General features: G+C 58.8%; 16 protein-coding genes. 4 read left to right on the top strand and 12 right to left on the bottom strand.

The annotated features are described in order from the left end of the window. Positions 1–48: 48 nt before the first annotated feature. The 12 genes from ACONT6_RS18220 to ACONT6_RS18165 all read right to left on the bottom strand — a co-directional run bounded on the left by ACONT6_RS18220 (position 49) and on the right by ACONT6_RS18165 (position 11,767). The gene (locus tag ACONT6_RS18220) at positions 49–318 is read right to left on the bottom strand and encodes an RNA recognition motif domain-containing protein (RefSeq protein WP_010133764.1); all 270 of its coding nucleotides are present in this window, start codon (positions 316–318) and stop codon (positions 49–51) included. Positions 319–614: 296 nt separating this feature from the next. After that, positions 615–1,874 (bottom strand): transcription termination factor Rho, encoded by a 1,260-nt coding sequence (gene rho / locus ACONT6_RS18215; protein ID WP_181254636.1) that lies wholly within the window; start codon positions 1,872–1,874, stop codon positions 615–617. Between the two features lie 443 nt (positions 1,875–2,317). Beyond that, positions 2,318–2,644, bottom strand: coding sequence for a thioredoxin TrxA (trxA, locus tag ACONT6_RS18210; RefSeq protein ID WP_078082904.1), 327 nt, complete (start codon positions 2,642–2,644; stop codon positions 2,318–2,320). 171 nt (positions 2,645–2,815) lie between these two features. Beyond that, on the bottom strand, positions 2,816–4,069 hold the full coding sequence (gene hemW, locus ACONT6_RS18205) for a radical SAM family heme chaperone HemW (protein WP_428819790.1): 1,254 nt from the start codon (positions 4,067–4,069) through the stop codon (positions 2,816–2,818). Positions 4,070–4,073: 4 nt separating this feature from the next. Continuing rightward, the gene (gene rdgB / locus ACONT6_RS18200) at positions 4,074–4,718 is read right to left on the bottom strand and encodes an RdgB/HAM1 family non-canonical purine NTP pyrophosphatase (protein ID WP_428819789.1); all 645 of its coding nucleotides are present in this window, start codon (positions 4,716–4,718) and stop codon (positions 4,074–4,076) included. 70 nt (positions 4,719–4,788) lie between these two features. Continuing rightward, a complete protein-coding gene (locus tag ACONT6_RS18195; protein WP_428819788.1) occupies positions 4,789–5,238 on the bottom strand; it encodes a DUF4426 domain-containing protein in 450 nt (149 codons plus the stop codon). 76 nt (positions 5,239–5,314) lie between these two features. Then, a complete protein-coding gene (metW, locus tag ACONT6_RS18190; RefSeq protein WP_181255567.1) occupies positions 5,315–5,905 on the bottom strand; it encodes a methionine biosynthesis protein MetW in 591 nt (196 codons plus the stop codon). Beyond that, positions 5,905–7,128, bottom strand: coding sequence for a homoserine O-succinyltransferase MetX (gene metX, locus ACONT6_RS18185; protein ID WP_428819787.1), 1,224 nt, complete (start codon positions 7,126–7,128; stop codon positions 5,905–5,907). The genes metW and metX overlap by 1 nt, the downstream gene beginning before the upstream one ends. Before the next feature lie 140 nt (positions 7,129–7,268). Then, a complete protein-coding gene (locus ACONT6_RS18180) occupies positions 7,269–9,245 on the bottom strand; it encodes a dynamin family protein (RefSeq protein ID WP_428819786.1) in 1,977 nt (658 codons plus the stop codon). 198 nt (positions 9,246–9,443) lie between these two features. Continuing rightward, positions 9,444–10,049 carry a YggT family protein gene (locus ACONT6_RS18175; protein ID WP_078082709.1) on the bottom strand — a complete coding sequence of 202 codons (606 nt, stop codon included), beginning with the start codon at positions 10,047–10,049 and terminating at the stop codon, positions 9,444–9,446. A 164-nt stretch (positions 10,050–10,213) separates the two neighbouring features. Next, positions 10,214–11,041 carry a pyrroline-5-carboxylate reductase gene (proC, locus tag ACONT6_RS18170; RefSeq protein ID WP_428819785.1) on the bottom strand — a complete coding sequence of 276 codons (828 nt, stop codon included), beginning with the start codon at positions 11,039–11,041 and terminating at the stop codon, positions 10,214–10,216. 30 nt (positions 11,042–11,071) lie between these two features. Beyond that, complete coding sequence (locus ACONT6_RS18165; RefSeq protein ID WP_428819784.1) at positions 11,072–11,767, bottom strand: YggS family pyridoxal phosphate-dependent enzyme; 696 nt, start codon at positions 11,765–11,767, stop codon at positions 11,072–11,074. Between the two features lie 99 nt (positions 11,768–11,866). Between ACONT6_RS18165 and ACONT6_RS18160 the strand changes: the two genes are divergently transcribed. The 4 genes from ACONT6_RS18160 (at position 11,867) to ACONT6_RS18145 (ending at position 16,834) form a co-directional block, all read left to right on the top strand. Further along, on the top strand, positions 11,867–12,901 hold the full coding sequence (locus ACONT6_RS18160; protein WP_428819783.1) for a type IV pilus twitching motility protein PilT: 1,035 nt from the start codon (positions 11,867–11,869) through the stop codon (positions 12,899–12,901). A gap of 239 nt (positions 12,902–13,140) precedes the next feature. Further along, a complete protein-coding gene (locus tag ACONT6_RS18155) occupies positions 13,141–14,289 on the top strand; it encodes a PilT/PilU family type 4a pilus ATPase (RefSeq protein WP_181254645.1) in 1,149 nt (382 codons plus the stop codon). Between the two features lie 81 nt (positions 14,290–14,370). Beyond that, positions 14,371–15,135, top strand: a complete 765-nt coding sequence (locus ACONT6_RS18150) for an SDR family oxidoreductase (protein WP_428819782.1) — start codon at positions 14,371–14,373, stop codon at positions 15,133–15,135. Between the two features lie 16 nt (positions 15,136–15,151). Next, the gene (locus ACONT6_RS18145; RefSeq protein WP_428819781.1) at positions 15,152–16,834 is read left to right on the top strand and encodes an amidohydrolase; all 1,683 of its coding nucleotides are present in this window, start codon (positions 15,152–15,154) and stop codon (positions 16,832–16,834) included. Positions 16,835–16,844 lie beyond the last annotated feature (10 nt).

Below are 16,844 nucleotides of genomic sequence, written 5' to 3'. Positions count from 1 at the left end.
CGCAGCGGGCGCTGCGGGCTGCCGGACTTCTAGACGATAAAACGTGTCTTAGAAGCGGGGACGACGCGGACGGTCTTCGCGCGGCTTGGCTTCGTTAACACGGATGTTACGGCCAGACAGCGGCTGATCATTCATTTCTTCGATTGCCTTACGCGCTTCGTCGTCGTTCGGCATTTCTACGAAACCAAAACCTTTAGAACGGCCAGTTTCCCGGTCAGTGATTACAGTAGCCCGGGAGATTTCACCGAACGCACCGAAAGCTTCGTGCAGTTCGTCAGAGGTTACGCCGTAGGCCAGATTTCCGATATAGATATTCACAAAAAAGTCTCACTAGAGTCAGTGGGCTGTCGAGCAATTCACAAATGGTAACCAGCTCCACCGAGTTATCCATTTGAGATTGGTCCAGAGTCGCTCGACTTCCCAGCCGGGCGAGACCAATTCAGTAGGTGTCGAAAGTATGTTCAACACCGCAATGAAAGCCTTTATATGCCTAACGCTTGGCCTTTTCAACTGAATTCGGCGTAATTTCACGCCTCATTCATCGCATTGCAAAAATTGTCCATTAGAAGCAAAAAAGGCCTGCACATTGCGCAGGCCTTTATTGTGTATCGGAATTATTTCCGTTTCATGGACAGGAAGAATTCGTCGTTGGATTTGAAGTCCTTGAGCTTGTCGATCAGGAATTCAGTGGCGGCGAGATCTTCCATATCGTGCAGAAGCTTGCGCAGAATCCACACGCGCTGCAGTTCGCCTTCCGGCATCAGCAGCTCTTCGCGGCGGGTGCCGGAGCGGCGCACATTGATGGCCGGGTAGACGCGCTTCTCGGCGATCTTGCGATCCAGCTGCAGCTCCATGTTACCGGTGCCTTTGAACTCTTCGAAGATCACTTCGTCCATCTTCGAACCGGTGTCCACCAGCGCGGTAGCGATGATGGAAAGGCTGCCGCCCTCTTCAATATTACGGGCTGCACCAAAGAAGCGCTTCGGGCGCTCCAGGGCATGCGCATCGACACCACCGGTCAGCACCTTGCCGGAGCTGGGTACTGTGGTGTTGTAGGCGCGCGCCAGACGAGTGATGGAGTCCAGCAGGATCACCACGTCTTTCTTGTGTTCTACCAGGCGCTTGGCCTTTTCGATCACCATCTCGGCCACCTGTACGTGACGGGCCGGCGGCTCGTCAAAGGTGGAGGCAACCACTTCGCCACGCACGGAGCGCTGCATTTCGGTCACTTCTTCCGGGCGCTCGTCGATCAGCAGGACGATCAGGTGACACTCCGGGTTGTTGCGGGTGATGGCCTGGGCCATGTTCTGCAACATGATCGTTTTACCCGCTTTAGGAGGTGCAACAATCAGGCCACGTTGGCCTTTGCCGATCGGTGCGACCAGGTCGATGATGCGGCCGATCAGGTCTTCGGAAGATCCGTTGCCGCACTCGAGGGTGAGGCGATCGTTCGGGAACAGCGGCGTAAGGTTTTCAAAAAGAATCTTGTTGCGCGCGTTTTCCGGCTTGTCGAAGTTGATATCGCTTACTTTCAGCAGTGCGAAGTAGCGTTCACCTTCTTTGGGGGGGCGGATCTTGCCGGCAATGGAGTCGCCGGTGCGGAGATTGAAGCGGCGGATCTGACTGGGAGAAACGTAGATATCATCGGGGCCTGCGAGGTAGGACGAGTCGGCAGACCGCAAGAAGCCAAACCCGTCCTGAAGAATTTCCAACACCCCCTCACCGTAGATGTCTTCACCGCTCTTGGCGTGGCGCTTGAGGATATTGAAAATGATGTCCTGCTTGCGCGAGCGGGCGAGGTTTTCGAGCCCCATGCCTTTGGCAATTTCAATCAGCTCTTCAATGGGTTTGGTTTTTAATTCAGAAAGGTTCATACCAATTGCTTTATTAAGGTTTCTTCTGTCAGTTGGCGCGGACGCACCGGAATTTTTTGAGGGGGGAGTTGAAAGTTCGATCTTGATAATACCCGTATCGACTAGTCGACGGATTAGCTTTCCGCACGCTACTCAATTGAAGACCACCTGAACACAGGTTACCACTCGCATCGGCACACTAGGCTTGGCGAAGGTGCCAGAGGGAAGATCGTTCAACTTGAGGAGTTTGCGCCGGAGAGGCTGTGACGACAGCGGGGTTGGCGACTTGGCTCAGGTCTGGACTGAACAGTTACTTTGATTAATAGGCAGTATAACGGTAGTTCGGCATCCTGCAAGGTCTATTTACCGGACCGGTGAGCCGCCTGGGTACCCGAAGCATTGCAGGGGCCAGAAACGACTCGGGGCGCCCTGCCGTCGACAGGAGGCGCCCCGCACAGACCAGATCAGATCTGGCTGTCGATAAACTCGGTCAGCTGTGCACGGGACAGTGCACCTACCTTGGTGCCTTCCACATTGCCGCCCTTGAACAGCAACAGGGTGGGGATACCGCGCACGTTGTACTTGGCTGCGGCTTCCTTGTTGGCATCTACGTCTACTTTGACGATTTTCAGCTGCTCACCGTAGTGGCCTGCCAGATCTTCCAGTACCGGGGCGATCATCTTGCAGGGGCCACACCATTGTGCCCAGAAGTCTACCAGTACCGGGCCTTCCGCCTTCAGTACTTCGGCTTCAAATTCTGCATCGGTTACGTTGACGATGTTCGCGCTCATAGTGCTTTCCTGTGGTTCTGTTTCTTCAGGCCCCGCGGACCTGCCGGCTGACATGATAAGTACGGCCAGCAGGCCCCGCAAGGCAAATGGGCTCGCCGCCGTTGGCAATTTGCTGCAACAGTTGGCATTTCGCCCTATATGAGGGCCGTGGCACCGTTTTCAAGGGTGGGATCAATCCTCGGGCAGGAACCGCTGCAGGATCTCGTCCACATAGTCATAGCCGAATTCGCTGGTGGCGATGCTCGGCCCCAGGGGCTCCACCAGCTCCATGGCCTGCAATCGCGGCCATTGCCCCTCGAGTACCGACAGTGGAAGACCGGTATAGGCGGGGAAGGTCCCTGCCGGCACGCCGGACGCCAGCCGCAGGGTGTTCATCAGGAACTCCAGCGGCCGCTCAGCCTCGGCCACATCGGTGGTCTTGGGCAGCGGGAATTGCACACCGCCCTCCCCCACATGACAGCCGAGCGCCAGGTAATCCCGCGGGGTGCGTGTACGCTGGGTGCGAATGATGCGGCCGCTCTCCGGCAGGGTGAACTTGCCGTGGGCGCCGGCGCCGATGCCGATATAGTCGGCAAACGACCAATAGTTGAGGTTGTGGCGGGAGGCGAGACCGCTGCGCGCGTAGGCAGATACCTCGTAGCGGCCATAGCCCTCCCCGGCCAGATACGCCCGCCCCGCCCGCTGGATGGCCGCGATCTGCTCCGAGCCCGGGGTAACCGGCGGCGCGGAGTAGAACGCGGTATTGGGCTCGATGGTGAGCTGATACCAGGAGATGTGCTCCGCCCCCAATTCCACCGCGCGCTCAAGATCCCGCAGGGCATCGATTTCCCCCTGCCCGGGCAGGCCGTGCATCAGGTCGATGTTGATATTGTCGAAGCCCGCCGCACGGGCCTGGGTGGCCGCGGTCTCCGCCTCGGAGCCGCTGTGGATACGGCCCAGGTTCTGCAATTGCAGGGGATCGAAGCTCTGCACACCGATGGACAACCGGTTGACCCCGGCGCGGCGGTAGCCGGCGAACTTGGCCTGCTCAAAAGTGCCCGGATTGGCCTCGAGGGTGATTTCGATATCGGGCTCGAAGCCCACCAGGGATTCCGCCAGGTTCAGGATCCGCTCGATGGCCAGCGGCGAGAACAGGCTCGGGGTGCCGCCGCCAAAGAAGATGGATCCCAGTTTGCGCCCCTGAATCCAACCCAGCTGACTGCGCAGGTCCCGCTCCAGTTGGTCCACATAATCTGCTTCCGGCAGCTGGGAATCGGTCTGCTCGCTATCCACAGAGTGGCGGATGGCGACATGCTCGCCTGTGCCCGCGGAGACTTCATGAGAATTGAAATCACAATAGGGGCATTTGCGCACACACCACGGGATATGCACATACAGGCTGAGGGGCGGCAGTGACAGTTGCGGGGAATCGGGATTCAATGGCATCAACTCAGATCAGCTTCTTGCCCACATCGGCATTCCGCTGTTGTTCCGGCAGCACCATTTCCTCGTGCCACAGCTTTTCAAACTTCTTCACCGCCTGGGCGCGATGGCTGAGGCGGTTTTTCACTTCCCGCGGCAACTGTGCCGAGGTGAGTTTTTCCGAAGGAACGTAAAACAGCGGATCGTAGCCAAATCCCTGGTCGCCGGCGGTGTGATTCAGTATCAGCCCTTGCCAGCGCGCGGTGCACACCAGTGGCACCGGGTCTTCCGGGGTGCGCACAAACGCCAGAGCGCAGTGGAAGCTGGCAATACGCTGCTCGCTGGGTACGTCTTGCAGCGCGTCCAGCAGCTTTTGGTTGTTGTCTGCGTCGCTGGCACCGGCGCCGGCATAGCGCGCGGAGTAAATGCCGGGCGCGCCGCCAAGCGCATCCACCGCCAGGCCGGAATCATCTGCCAGTGCCGGCAGGCCGCTGGCACGACTGGCGTGACGCGCCTTGATCAGGGCGTTTTCAATAAAGCTGAGACCGGTTTCTTCCGCTTCCTGCTGCAGAAAATCCGATTGCGGCAGCACCGCAATCTGCCAGCCGGCAAATAACTGGGAGAATTCCTTGAGCTTGCCGGCGTTGCCACTGGCGAGAACGATTTTATCCATAGGAAGAATTCAGTTTCCAAAATGAAAACAGCGGGCAACCGGCCCGCTGTATTAGGTTTCTGTCGGTCTGTCAGTTCTTGTGCAGCTGACGACGGAAGGTGAGCTGCTGCGAACTGCCGTCTGGCATGACCAGATCGATATTGAAGGTGAGGCTCTCCTCGTGTTCAAAGCGCAGCGGTGCCAGGTAATAAACCGCATCCTGCTCGCGGATTTCCTTGAACTCCAGCGGGCGAGACTGCTGGATCAGGTTGGTCGCATTGCCAGAAATCCCCGCACTCATGCCTTTCAGGCCACCTTTCTTGCTCACGGAAATATTCACGAAAGCGCGGTCCCGCGCGCGCACCAGGTTGTACTGACGGGCGATATCCGGGGGGATGAAATCGCTGTTGAATACCGAGTAGGTTACCCGGTAATCGCCAAAATCCTGATGACTTTCAATGGTTTTCGCGCCTTGGGCGGCGGCCGCAGCGGCCCACAGCAACAAGGCCATGGAAAAAAATGCAGCATACAGACGTTTCACGGCGTTCTCCTCAATCATCCTTTCGGCAACCTCCTCGCGCAGAGGCGGCGCATTAAACAACCTTCTGACCTTTATATTAGCGAGTCAGATGGTAAATCGCCGTCTCTCCAAAGAGATTCGGTAAAAAATCCTTCAACACCCCGGAAACAGGGGACTCTGAGACTACCTGACGGTGCAGGATTTTCCAGCTGTGCTCTCTGCACAGCACCTCGAAGTCCTTGAAAGTACAAAAGTGAATATTGGGCGTGTCGTACCATTCGTATGGTAATAAATCGGAAACCGGCATACGCCCGGATACCGCCAGGTGCCAGCGCGCCTTCCACTGCCCGAAGTTGGGGAAGGTAATGATGCACTCCCGCCCCACCCGCAACATTTCTTCCACTACCAGATGCGGAAAACGCAGGGTCTGCAGGGCCTGGGTCATTACCACCGTATCAAAACTGTGGTCGGCAAAGTTCTTCAGCCCATTGTCGAGGTTCTGCTCCACCACATTGACCCCGCGCTCGACACACTTCTGGATCTGGCCGGGATCGATTTCCAGGCCGTAACCGCTCACCTGCTTTTCCTTCGCCAGCCGCTCCAGCAAGGCACCATCACCACAGCCGAGGTCCAGCACCCGCGTATTGGAGGCAACCCAGTTGTGAATAATATCCAGGTCCTTACGCATCATGCCGACACCTCCCCTACATTGGCAGCGCCGTGTTCGCGGGCGACATTGTTCATATACGCGGCGAACAGGTTTTCGTAACGCTCGTTGGGCAACAGGAAGGCATCGTGCCCCATGGGGGATTCCACTTCCGCGTAGCTCACCGGAATATTCGCGTGCATCAGGGCATCGGCTATTTCCCGCGAGCGCTCCGGGGCAAAGCGCCAGTCGGACGTAAACGACACCAGCAGGAATTTACAGCGCGCGTTGGAAAAGGCTTTTACCGGGTCGTCCTCGTATTCCCGCGCCAGGTCAAAGTAATCCAGCGCACGGGTCATCAGGATATAGGTATTGGGATCGAAGCTGCTGGAAAAGGTATCCCCCTGATAGCGCAGGTAGCTCTGTACCTGGAACTCCACCAGCTCTTCCACGCCCTGCTGGAAAGTACCAGAACGCAGCTCGCGGCCAAATTTTTTGCCCAGGCCATCGTCAGATAGATAGGTGATATGTCCGATCATCCGCGCCACCGCGAGGCCATCCCGTGGCAGGGTTTCCGCTTCGAGGTAACGTCCGTCGCGGAAATCCGGGTCGGAGGTAATCGCCTGGCGGGCGGTCTCGTTGAACGCAATGTTTTGCGCGGACAATTTCATCGCCGATGCAATCACCACACAGTGGCGCAGCCGCTCGGGATATTCCAGCGCCCAGCGCATGGCCTGCATTCCACCGAGGCTGCCGCCCACGACTGCCGCCCACTGGTGAATACCCAGGTGATCCGCCAGTTGCGCCTGGCTGTGCACCCAGTCCCGCGCCCGCAGCGGAGGAAAGTCCGGCCCCCAGGGTTTGCCGGTCTCGGGATTGATCGAGGCTGGTCCTGTGGAGCCGTGGCATCCACCCAGATTGTTCAGCGCAACCACGAAGAATTTGTTGGTATCGATGGGCTTGCCGGGACCGATGTAGTGATCCCACCAGCCCGGCCGTTTGTCACTTTCACTGTGGTAACCGGCGGCGTGATGATGCCCGGAGAGTGCATGGCAGATCAGTACGCCGTTACTTTTATCGGCATTCAAGGCGCCGTAGGTTTCGTACACCAGGGTGTACTCATCCAGCACACGGCCACAGGCCAGCTTGAACGGCCCGGGAAAAGTGTGGCTCAGGGGCTCGACAATGCCGACCGAATTGGCGGGCAGGCCTGTCGGCTTCGGAGAACTGGGAGATTGCGCTTCCGTGGTCAAAATCTTTCGCATGTGGTTATTGGGCGGGGCGCCAAGTTTACGAAAGGTGGGGACGGGAGTACACAGCGGGGGGAGAAGCTAAGATTCGGGCGGCGTGTCTCACAAGGGTGCACACGCCGCCCGAATCACCACAAAACCGCCCAAGCCCACCATCAAGAAATGGCAGGCGATTTCAATGGCGTCACATTACTGGCCATGGTCGCCACCGGTGCAGGCGCAACCGGCTGCGGGGAGGGCTGGGTCTGTTTGAGCAGGTCTTCCAGGCTTCCCAGGGCACTGTGGTTGCGCACCAGCTCTTCTTCCAGCGCGCGCAAGTCGGTGCGCTTGGTCTGGGTTTTCTGTTTCAGCTCGGTGAGCTTGATCAGGTGACGGTTGAGCAGATGTTTCTGGTACTGCACATGCTGCTTGAGCGGTTCCAGCACCTGATCGAGCCAACCGTCCACGGAAGAGATCATCTGGCTGTACATGCGCCCCACTTCATTGGCCAGTGTCGCCACGAAGCGCTCGGTCAAACGATTGCGGCGGGCCAGCAGCAACTGGGGAGAGCGGCGCAACTGCGCTGCCTGACGGTGCAGCCCGCGCAGGGCCGCGCGGAAGCCGGCAATGTCAAAATGCTGCTCCGCGGAGATGATGTTGTTCAGGGTGGAGCGATCATAAATCGCGTCGACCAGGCGGTTGGTCTGATCCACTTCGCGCTCGAGGTTGGAGAGCTGATGCTCCACACCACCCATGAAATTATCGATCGCCCGCGCGAGGCCGAGAGGCGACCAGCGCTCGTTCAGCGCTTTGCGGGTTTCATCGATCAGTTGCTGCAACTGCTGGCTGGAAACCGGGGCGAGCAAGGATGCGCGCTGGCGAGACAGCATGCGCTGACTGGACTTGAGTGTCAGCAGCTCCTGGTGGCAGTACTTGTGCTGCTCCTTGGCGGTCTGGTGCAGCTGCTTCAGCTCCTCGAGCTGATCCGGATTGGTGGCACCGTGGCGCTTCAGATGATCCAGGGTGGCGCTGCCGCTGTTCAGGCGGCGCTTTAAAAGATCGCGGGTGTCGGCCATCAGGGTCAGCGCCTGATGCAGGGAGCGGTGGTTGGCTACCTTTTGGCGATGTTCCATCAGGCGCTGTACCAGCAGTTTTTCAAAATCCCCGAAACAGCTCTGCTTCAGCAGGACCGGATCGCGCTCGGCACGCGCCAGCAGTGCTTTTTTCGCGGATACGCCGACCACGTTTTCCAATGGCAGATCCAGCAGCTTGCTCACTTCATCGCGCATCTTGCGCAGCATCTGATCCGTATCTTCGTCGGGGTCGTCCCACAGCACATCGATCTTGTTGAGCAGTGCCATCACCGCCGTGCCGCGGTGATCCCGCAGCGGAACCAGGTGGGTTTCCCACATATTCAGGTCAGTGCCACTGACGCCGGCATCGGCGGAGAGCAGGAACGCGACCGCCTGCGCACCCGGCAGGGTGGACAGGGTCAGCTCGGGCTCATTACCCAGGGCGTTCAGTCCCGGGGTGTCGATGATGCGCAGCCCCTGGGCCAGCAGTGGGTGCGGCAGGGAAATAAGGGCGTAGCGCCACGCGGGAATCTGTACCAGGTTGCCATTGCCGTCCAGGTGACGGCGGTCAAAACCGTAGCGTGCGGCCTCTTCCGGGGTCACCGCCTTGGTGGCGGCGACTTTCATCAGTGCCTCGCGGGTAGCTTCGGCGTCTTCCGGGTCGAAGGTGTGATTGACCCACTTCTGCGGAATGCGACGGAAGCTTTCCAGGCTGGTGTTGGTAGCCAGGGTCTCGATCGGCAGCAGGCGTACCGAAGCCTGTTCGCTGCCATCACAGAAGATTTCCGTGGGGCACATAGTGGTGCGGCCCGGGCGCGACGGCAGCAGGCGTTTGCCGTAGGTATGCGACAGCATCGCATTGATCAGCTCGGTTTTACCGCGGGAGAACTCACCTACCAGGGCCACGGTGAACTGGTCGTCCACCAGCAGCTGACGCGCCTGCTGAACCACCTGGCGGGCGCCGGCTGAGTTGGGGAAGTGGTCTTCCAGCCAGTGGCTGAACGCATCGAGCTGGCCGTCGAGCCCCCTCTTCCACTGATCGTAATCGGCAATGTGCTGGCGCAAAGTCGCATCTTCCATGTTTAGTGTTCTTGTTGTTACTGCTTTTATTGTGATTACTGATGAATATTGCGTGCCATTTTCCAGCAAGCAGGCGCGGAGTTAAACCCTGCTGACACGGTTTCGCGAACTGGGTAAGGCTTGAGGGGAAGAATCCAGGGAAGCTGACAGTTAAGACAGCTGGGGAGCCGGCAGACCCGGCTCCCGAAGCGCATCAGATCAAAATGGGATGTGCCAGAAGAGGTTGTATACCAGTTGCGGCATATGCGCACTCTGCGCGAAGCCCACCAGCAGCTTGTCGGCCACGGTCAGCAGGATGAAGACGAAAATCGGGCTGATATCGATCACACCCAACGGCGGGATGATCTTGCGCACCGGTGCGTAGATCGGCTCCAGCAGCTGGCGCAGCAACATCAGCGCGGGATGAGAGCTCTGCGGCGCAACCCAGCTGACCACAATGGAGACCAGCATACCGACAAACAGGATCGCGATCAGGGTCATCAACACACCCAGCAGCGACCACAGCAGTGCGCTCAGCGGGTTCAACAGTCCGGCACCGGCGAGGAATCCCGCACCGAGGATCATCACCCAGCCCACCAGCAGGGCGAGCACCAGGGATGCCATATCCAGGCCGAACAGGCCGGGCACGATTTTGCGCAGCGGGCGCAACAGCGGGTTGGTGACCTTGACGATGCCCTGGGAGATCGGGTTGTAAAAGTCGGCGCGTCCCAGCTGCAGCATAAAGCGCAGGATGACCGCGAACAGAAACAGAATGCCGATAGTGGCGAGAATGAAAACGCCGATATTGCTGAAGGTGTTGACCATCAAAAGTCCTTTTAACAGGCTGTTGCAAACAGTTTGTTAAACCGGGCCACGGATGGCCCGGCCGCAAATTGAGCGCATGCGCTCAATTTGTCGTGGAGGGTTTGCGGACAAGTGCCGCAAACCCGGGTTGGAAAAGGCCAGGATGGCGTTTTCCAACAAGCTAATCAGTTATCCAATTCTTTCGCCATTTCCGCCGCACGCGCAGCGCAATCGCTCATGGCCTGCTCCACCAGTTCCGGCAAGCCGCCCTCCTGAAAGCGTTTGACCGCACGCTCGGTGGTGCCGTTCGGGGACATGACATTGCGCTTTAACTGCGCCACATCCACATCGGCAGACACCGCAAGTTTCGCCGCGCCCAGAGCGGTTTGCAAGGTGAGTCGTTCAGCGTCCGCACGATCCATGCCGGCCTTCTCCGCCGCATCGATCATGGATTCCATAAACTGAAAATAGTAGGCCGGGCCAGAACCGGAAACGGCGATCACCTGATCGATACCGGATTCCTCCGCTACCCACAGCGCGATGCCCACAGCATCCGCCATCTGTGTGGCTACGGACTTGTGCTCATCGGTGACACCGTCACCGGCATACAGGCCGGTGACGCCGGTGCCCACCAGGGCCGGTGTATTCGGCATCGCGCGCACGATGGGCACGCCCGCACCGAGCCAGCGCTGGTACGCAGCGAGCGGGATACCCGCCGCCAGGGTGATCACCAGGGGTTTGCGAGCACTTACTACATCGGCAATGGACTCGCACATTTCCTTCATGACCTGGGGCTTGACCGACAGCACAATCACATCGGCATCGGCGATCGCCGCCAGATTGTCGGTGCTGCCATGCACGCCGGTGCGCTGGCAAAACTGCTTGAGCTTTTCCGCATTACGGCCGGTGGCCACGATTTTGTCTGCGGGATAGCCGCTCGCCACCATTCCGCCAATCACCGCACCGGCCATATTGCCGGCGCCGCCGATAAAGACCATTTTTTGATCAGACATAGTGTTCCTTATCGTGTTCTTTTGAGAAATCTATTTTCTGGCCCCGAAGATATCGGTACCGATGCGCACCATCGTGGCGCCGCTGAAAATGGCCGCCTCCATATCGCCAGACATGCCCATGGACAGGGTATCCAGCGGCTGGTCCGGCAGCGCGCGCCTGAGATCCTCCAGCAGCGCGGCCAGCTGTTTAAATGGGGTGCGCTGATCCTCGGCAGCGCCGCGGGGAGCGGGAATTGTCATCAGTCCGCGCAACTGCAGGTTGGGTAACGCCGCCACTGCGGCTGCCAGCTCCGGCAGCTTTTCCGGACTGACGCCGGACTTGCTCTCCTCACCGTCGATATTCACCTGCAGGCAGATATTCAGCGGCGGCATCTCGGCCGGGCGCTGCTCCGACAGACGGCGTGCAATTTTCAGCCGATCCACCGTATGCATCCAGTGAAAATGCCCCGCCACATCGCGGGTCTTGTTGGACTGCAGCGGACCAATGAAGTGCCAGATGATGTCGCAATCCGCCAGCGCCTCCTGCTTATCCAGCGCTTCCTGCAGATAGTTTTCACCAAAATGGCGCTGTCCTGCGGCATACGCCGCACGCAGGTCCTCTGCCGGTCGGGTTTTGGACACCGCCAGCAGCGTGACCGAGTCGTCCTGACGGTCACAGCTACGACAGGCTGTGACGATTCGCTCAGCGACGGAATTGAGGTTTTCGGGGATAGACCCTTTGCGCATATACTGGGACCCATTCATTACTCGGCGGGCATTCTATGCGCTCAGTGCCCGCGCGTCATATCGACAAGTGTCAGAAAGAGAAGAATAAAGGGTAGCAGTATGGACATTACAGAACTCCTCGCCTTCAGCGCCAAGCAGAACGCCTCGGACCTGCACCTCTCCGCCGGCCTGCCACCCATGATCCGGGTCGACGGCGACGTGCGCCGCATCAACCTCCCTCCCATGGAGCACAAGCAGGTACACGGCCTGATCTACGAGATCATGAATGACAAGCAGCGCAAGGACTACGAAGAGTTCCTCGAGACCGACTTCTCCTTCGAAGTCCCCGGCGTGGCCCGCTTCCGTGTGAACGCGTTCAACCACAACCGCGGCGCCGGCGCCGTATTCCGGACCATTCCCTCCAAGGTACTCACCATGGAAGACCTCGGAATGGGCCAGGTGTTCAAACAGATCTCCGACACCCCCCGCGGCCTGGTACTCGTCACCGGTCCTACCGGCTCCGGTAAGTCCACCTCGCTCGCGGCGATGATCGACTACATCAACGACAACAAGTACGAACACATCCTCACCGTCGAAGACCCGATCGAATTCGTACACGAATCCAAGAAGTGCCTGGTCAACCAGCGGGAAGTCCACCGCGACACCCACGGCTTCTCCGAAGCCCTGCGCTCCGCGCTGCGTGAAGACCCGGACATCATCCTCGTGGGTGAGATGCGAGACCTGGAAACCATCCGCCTGGCACTGACCGCCGCGGAAACCGGTCACCTGGTATTCGGCACCCTGCACACCACCTCCGCTGCCAAAACCATCGACCGTGTGGTAGACGTATTCCCGGCGGAGGAAAAATCCATGGTGCGCTCGATGCTCTCGGAATCCCTGCAGGCGGTAATCTCCCAGACCCTGCTCAAGCGCAACGGCGGCGGCCGGGTAGCCGCCCACGAGATCATGCGCGGCACCCCCGCGATCCGGAACCTGATCCGCGAAGACAAGATTGCGCAGATGTACTCCGCCATCCAGACCGGCGCCAACGTCGGTATGCAGACCATGGACCAGTGCCTGCAAGATATGGTGGAGAAACGCATCATCAGCCGTGAAGTTGCGCGTGAGAAAGCGAAAATGCCGGAAAACTTCTAAGCAAAGTTAATACGCACAACAAGCAAGCGCTTACGAAGTACAGAGTTTCAAATTGAAGGCCGGGTGCCGGGTGCGGGTTTTCAGGATCGTCGGCAACAGGGACGTTGCCGACGAAGCGTACAGGGATGTATTCACAGCAGTCCTGAAAACCCGCACCCGGTGCCCGGCCGCCACCGGACCAGCACTAAAACGTACCTCCGGATCCAGAATAAGCGAACACCCAAGGCGGTAAATAAAAAATGGAAATCGAACGACTCCTGCAACTGGTCACCGAAAAAGGCGCCTCCGACCTGTTTATCACCGCCGGTGTGCCGCCGTCCATCAAACTGCACGGTAAAATCGTTCCCGTTAGCAGCTCCCCGCTAAGCCCGGAAAAAGCGCGCGAAATGGTCGTCGGTATCATGAACGACCGCCAGAAAAAGGAATTCGCGGAAAGCAAAGAGCTCAACTTTGCCATCTCCCTGCGCAACGTCGGCCGCTTCCGGGTATCCGCCTTTTTCCAGCGCAACCTCGTCGGCATGGTACTGCGTCGGATCGAAACCAAAATCCCCACCATCGACGGACTGGGCCTGCCAGAACAGCTCAAAGAGCTGGCCATGACCAAGCGTGGCCTGATCATCTTCGTGGGTGCAACGGGTACCGGTAAATCCACCTCGCTCGCCTCCATGATCGGCCACCGCAATGAAAACTCGAAGGGTCACATCATCTCCATCGAAGACCCCATCGAATTCATTCACCAGCACCGCGGATGTATCGTTACCCAGCGCGAAGTCGGCCTCGACACAGACTCCTTCGAGACCGCCCTGAAAAACACCCTGCGACAGGCCCCGGACGTCATCCTCATTGGTGAGGTACGCTCCCGCGAAACCATGGACCACGCCATCGCCTTCGCCGAAACCGGCCACCTGTGCCTGTGTACCCTGCACGCCAACAACGCCAACCAGGCACTGGACCGGATCATCCACTTCTTCCCCGCCGATCGACACCAGCAGCTGTGGATGGATTTGTCGCTCAACCTGCAGGCCATGGTCGCCCAGCAGCTGGTCCCGACACCGGATGGCGACGGTCGCCGCGCGTGTCTCGAGATCATGATCAACACCCCGCTCATGTCCGACCTCATCCGCAAGGGCGAGGTACACAAAATGAAGGAGTTGATGAAGCGCTCCGTCGAGCAGGGTATGCAGACTTTCGACCAGGCTCTGTACGAACTCTATGACCGCGGCGAGATCACCTATGAAGACGCCCTCGCCCACGCCGACTCCGCCAACGATCTGCGCCTGATGATCAAGCTCAAGTCCGAGTCCGACGCCGAGTACCTCAACAGCGCCGCCGACGAACTCAGCCTCGCCAGCGATAGCGATAGCGGCGGCGGCCCTCAGATCTACTGATCCAAAAACCGGTCAGATACTCGATGCACATGGGGCAGGCACGGAAACGTCCTGCCCTTTTTAATCCCCGGAAAAGCTGCCATGCCCCCACAAATATCATCGAATAGAGTCGCTCTGGTCACCGGCGGCAGTCGCGGTATCGGCGCGGCCACTGCAAAGTTGCTTGCCGCCCGCGGTTACGATATCTGCATCAGTTATCGCACGCGGAAATCCGCCGCCGACGCAGTACTGGAAGCCGCCCATTCCTGTGGTGTAAAAGCCATCGCTGTTCAGGCAGATATTTCCCGAGAAAAAGACGTCGAAGCACTGTTCCAGGCAGTGGACAAGCAACTTGGCCCACTGGCGGCACTGGTAAACAATGCCGGAATGCTCATGCCCCAAATCCGCGTGAACGAGATGACTGCAGAGCGAATAAATACCATATTGCAGACCAACGTGACTGGCACCTTGCTCTGTTGCCGCGAGGCAATCAAGCGTATGTCGACAACTTGCGGCGGTCGCGGTGGCGCAATCGTTAATGTCTCCTCCGGTGCTGCCCGCAGTGGCTCCCCGCACGAATATATCGACTATGCAGCAAGTAAAGGTGCGGTCGACACGCTCACCATCGGCCTCAGCAAGGAAGTCGCCCGCGAAGGCATCAGGGTAAACGCCGTGCGCCCGGGATTTATCAAAACCGAAATGCACAACGACGGCGGAGAACCAAACCGTCTACAGCGACTGCAACCATTGATACCCCTTGCACGCGGTGGGCAACCAGAAGAGGTAGCCGGGGCAATCGCCTGGCTACTCAGTGACGAGGCGTCCTTTACCACTGGTGCCTTCATAGATGCTACCGGTGGACTCTGAAGCGGCAGATTCACTTATGAAAAATGCAGTAATTTTTCTCACTACCCTGGCTATCCTTACCCTGCTGTCCGCGTGCGGGAACCAGGAACCCGAGCGTATTTTCATTAACGGGACTGTTGTCACGCTGGATCCGAAACAACCCATCGCCAAAGCCTTAGCCATTCAGGATGGGATTATCTACGCAGTGGGAGATAGTAAATCTGTCAGTGCGCTTGCCGGGCCAGGCACGGAGATCATCAACCTTCAGGGAAAAGCTATTCTGCCCGGGTTCATCGCCGCCCACGAGCACCCGGCCATCAGCGCGGTGTTCCGCAATTTTTTTGATATGAGCGGCTTCACCCATCCCTCCGCGGCAGATGCATGGAAAGCACTGGAAGCAGAAATCGCCAACACACCGCGCGGTGAATGGATTTACGCAAAGGGACTGGATCCGGTATTACTCAGTGGATTGGCGACGCCCACGCGCACACAACTGGATCAACTGGCGCCGCACAACCCGGTATTTATTCTCGCCCAGAGCATGCACACCGCGTGGGTGAACTCCGCGGCGCTGGCGGCCGTGGATATCGACGAAAATTCTCCAGTACCCGGTGAGGGCTCCTACTACGGGCGCGATGAAAACGGGCGACTAAACGGCATGCTGGTAGAAAAGCCCGCGCTGGAGCCTTTTCTCGCCCCGCATAAAAACCCATTGAAAGTGACCGCAGCTTACGAGGCAGAGCTGGACGATCTGCGGCGCGCTGGCTACACCACGGTTGCCTCCTTGGGTTTTAACGTACCGGCCTGGCTGGCGCGGTGGGCTGCCAGTGATCATTTCTCCCCGCGTATCCGTCAGTTTTTTTACTACCGTGGAGAAAACCTCGACAAGCTGGATGGCACGCCAGAAAAGGAAGGCGATAGCTTCCGCGTACTCGGGGCAAAATTCTGGTACGACGGTTCGCCCTACAGCGGCAGTATGGTTGTGGAGCAGGCCTACGCGGATGGCGACCTCAGCACACAACTGGGTATCGCCCACGGCAGCCACGGTGAACCGGTAATCGGCACGCGAGAATTCCAACAGCAGTTACACCTGTTCAGTGAGCGCGGCTGGCAGACCGCCACGCATGTGCAGGGAGACCGCGCCGCACGGGATTATCTGCGCCTGTTACAGGCCAATCTGGATAACCTGCCAGCAGATCAACGGGATAGGTTCATCGGCCAGCGGCACCGCCTCGAACACGGCCTACTGCTGGAAGAATCCGTGTTGCCTGAGCTGGCCGAACTTGGTGTCACCCCCAGCTTCCATATCAACCATCTGTACTACTATGGGGATGCACTCAAGGACCAGCTGCTGGGCGAGGAGCGCGCACAGCGCCTGTTGCCGGTCGCGGCGGCATTTGCCCAGGATATGCACCCCACCCTGCACGCGGACAGCCCCATGTTTCCCGCCGACCCGTTCAGCCTGATGCAAACGGCGATTACCCGCCGCAGCCGCGGTGGCGCTGTGCTCGGGCCAGATCAGGCTTTAACCCCACTGCAAGCGCTGCGGGCGCTGACCATCAATGGCGCCTGGCAACTGGGGATGGAAAACGAGGTAGGCAGTATCGAGGTGGGAAAATACGCGGATCTGGTGATTGTGGATAAAAATCCGCTGACCACACCAGCGGAACAGTGGCGGGAAATCCGGGTGCTGCAGACTCTGATTGCGGGACGCGACTGACTTTCAGAGG

Source organism: Microbulbifer sp. MCCC 1A16149, assembly GCF_050368945.1.
Lineage (GTDB): Bacteria > Pseudomonadota > Gammaproteobacteria > Pseudomonadales > Cellvibrionaceae > Microbulbifer.
The sequence above is the reverse complement of the archived record's forward strand: the minus strand, read 5'-3'. Positions and strand labels throughout refer to the sequence as shown.

Bases quoted from the DNA above. Each gene is read 5' to 3' on its own strand.
- rho (WP_181254636.1), bottom strand. From the start codon at position 1,874: ATGAACCTTTCTGAATTAAAAACCAAACCCATTGAAGAGCTGATTGAA.
- trxA (WP_078082904.1), bottom strand. From the start codon at position 2,644: ATGAGCGCGAACATCGTCAACGTAACCGATGCAGAATTTGAAGCCGAA.
- hemW (WP_428819790.1), bottom strand. From the start codon at position 4,069: ATGCCATTGAATCCCGATTCCCCGCAACTGTCACTGCCGCCCCTCAGC.
- rdgB (WP_428819789.1), bottom strand. From the start codon at position 4,718: ATGGATAAAATCGTTCTCGCCAGTGGCAACGCCGGCAAGCTCAAGGAA.
- metW (WP_181255567.1), bottom strand. From the start codon at position 5,905: ATGCGTAAGGACCTGGATATTATTCACAACTGGGTTGCCTCCAATACG.
- metX (WP_428819787.1), bottom strand. From the start codon at position 7,128: ATGCGAAAGATTTTGACCACGGAAGCGCAATCTCCCAGTTCTCCGAAG.
- ACONT6_RS18180 (WP_428819786.1), bottom strand. From the start codon at position 9,245: ATGGAAGATGCGACTTTGCGCCAGCACATTGCCGATTACGATCAGTGG.
- ACONT6_RS18175 (WP_078082709.1), bottom strand. From the start codon at position 10,049: ATGGTCAACACCTTCAGCAATATCGGCGTTTTCATTCTCGCCACTATC.
- proC (WP_428819785.1), bottom strand. From the start codon at position 11,041: ATGTCTGATCAAAAAATGGTCTTTATCGGCGGCGCCGGCAATATGGCC.
- ACONT6_RS18165 (WP_428819784.1), bottom strand. From the start codon at position 11,767: ATGCGCAAAGGGTCTATCCCCGAAAACCTCAATTCCGTCGCTGAGCGA.
- ACONT6_RS18160 (WP_428819783.1), top strand. From the start codon at position 11,867: ATGGACATTACAGAACTCCTCGCCTTCAGCGCCAAGCAGAACGCCTCG.
- ACONT6_RS18155 (WP_181254645.1), top strand. From the start codon at position 13,141: ATGGAAATCGAACGACTCCTGCAACTGGTCACCGAAAAAGGCGCCTCC.
- ACONT6_RS18150 (WP_428819782.1), top strand. From the start codon at position 14,371: ATGCCCCCACAAATATCATCGAATAGAGTCGCTCTGGTCACCGGCGGC.
- ACONT6_RS18145 (WP_428819781.1), top strand. From the start codon at position 15,152: ATGAAAAATGCAGTAATTTTTCTCACTACCCTGGCTATCCTTACCCTG.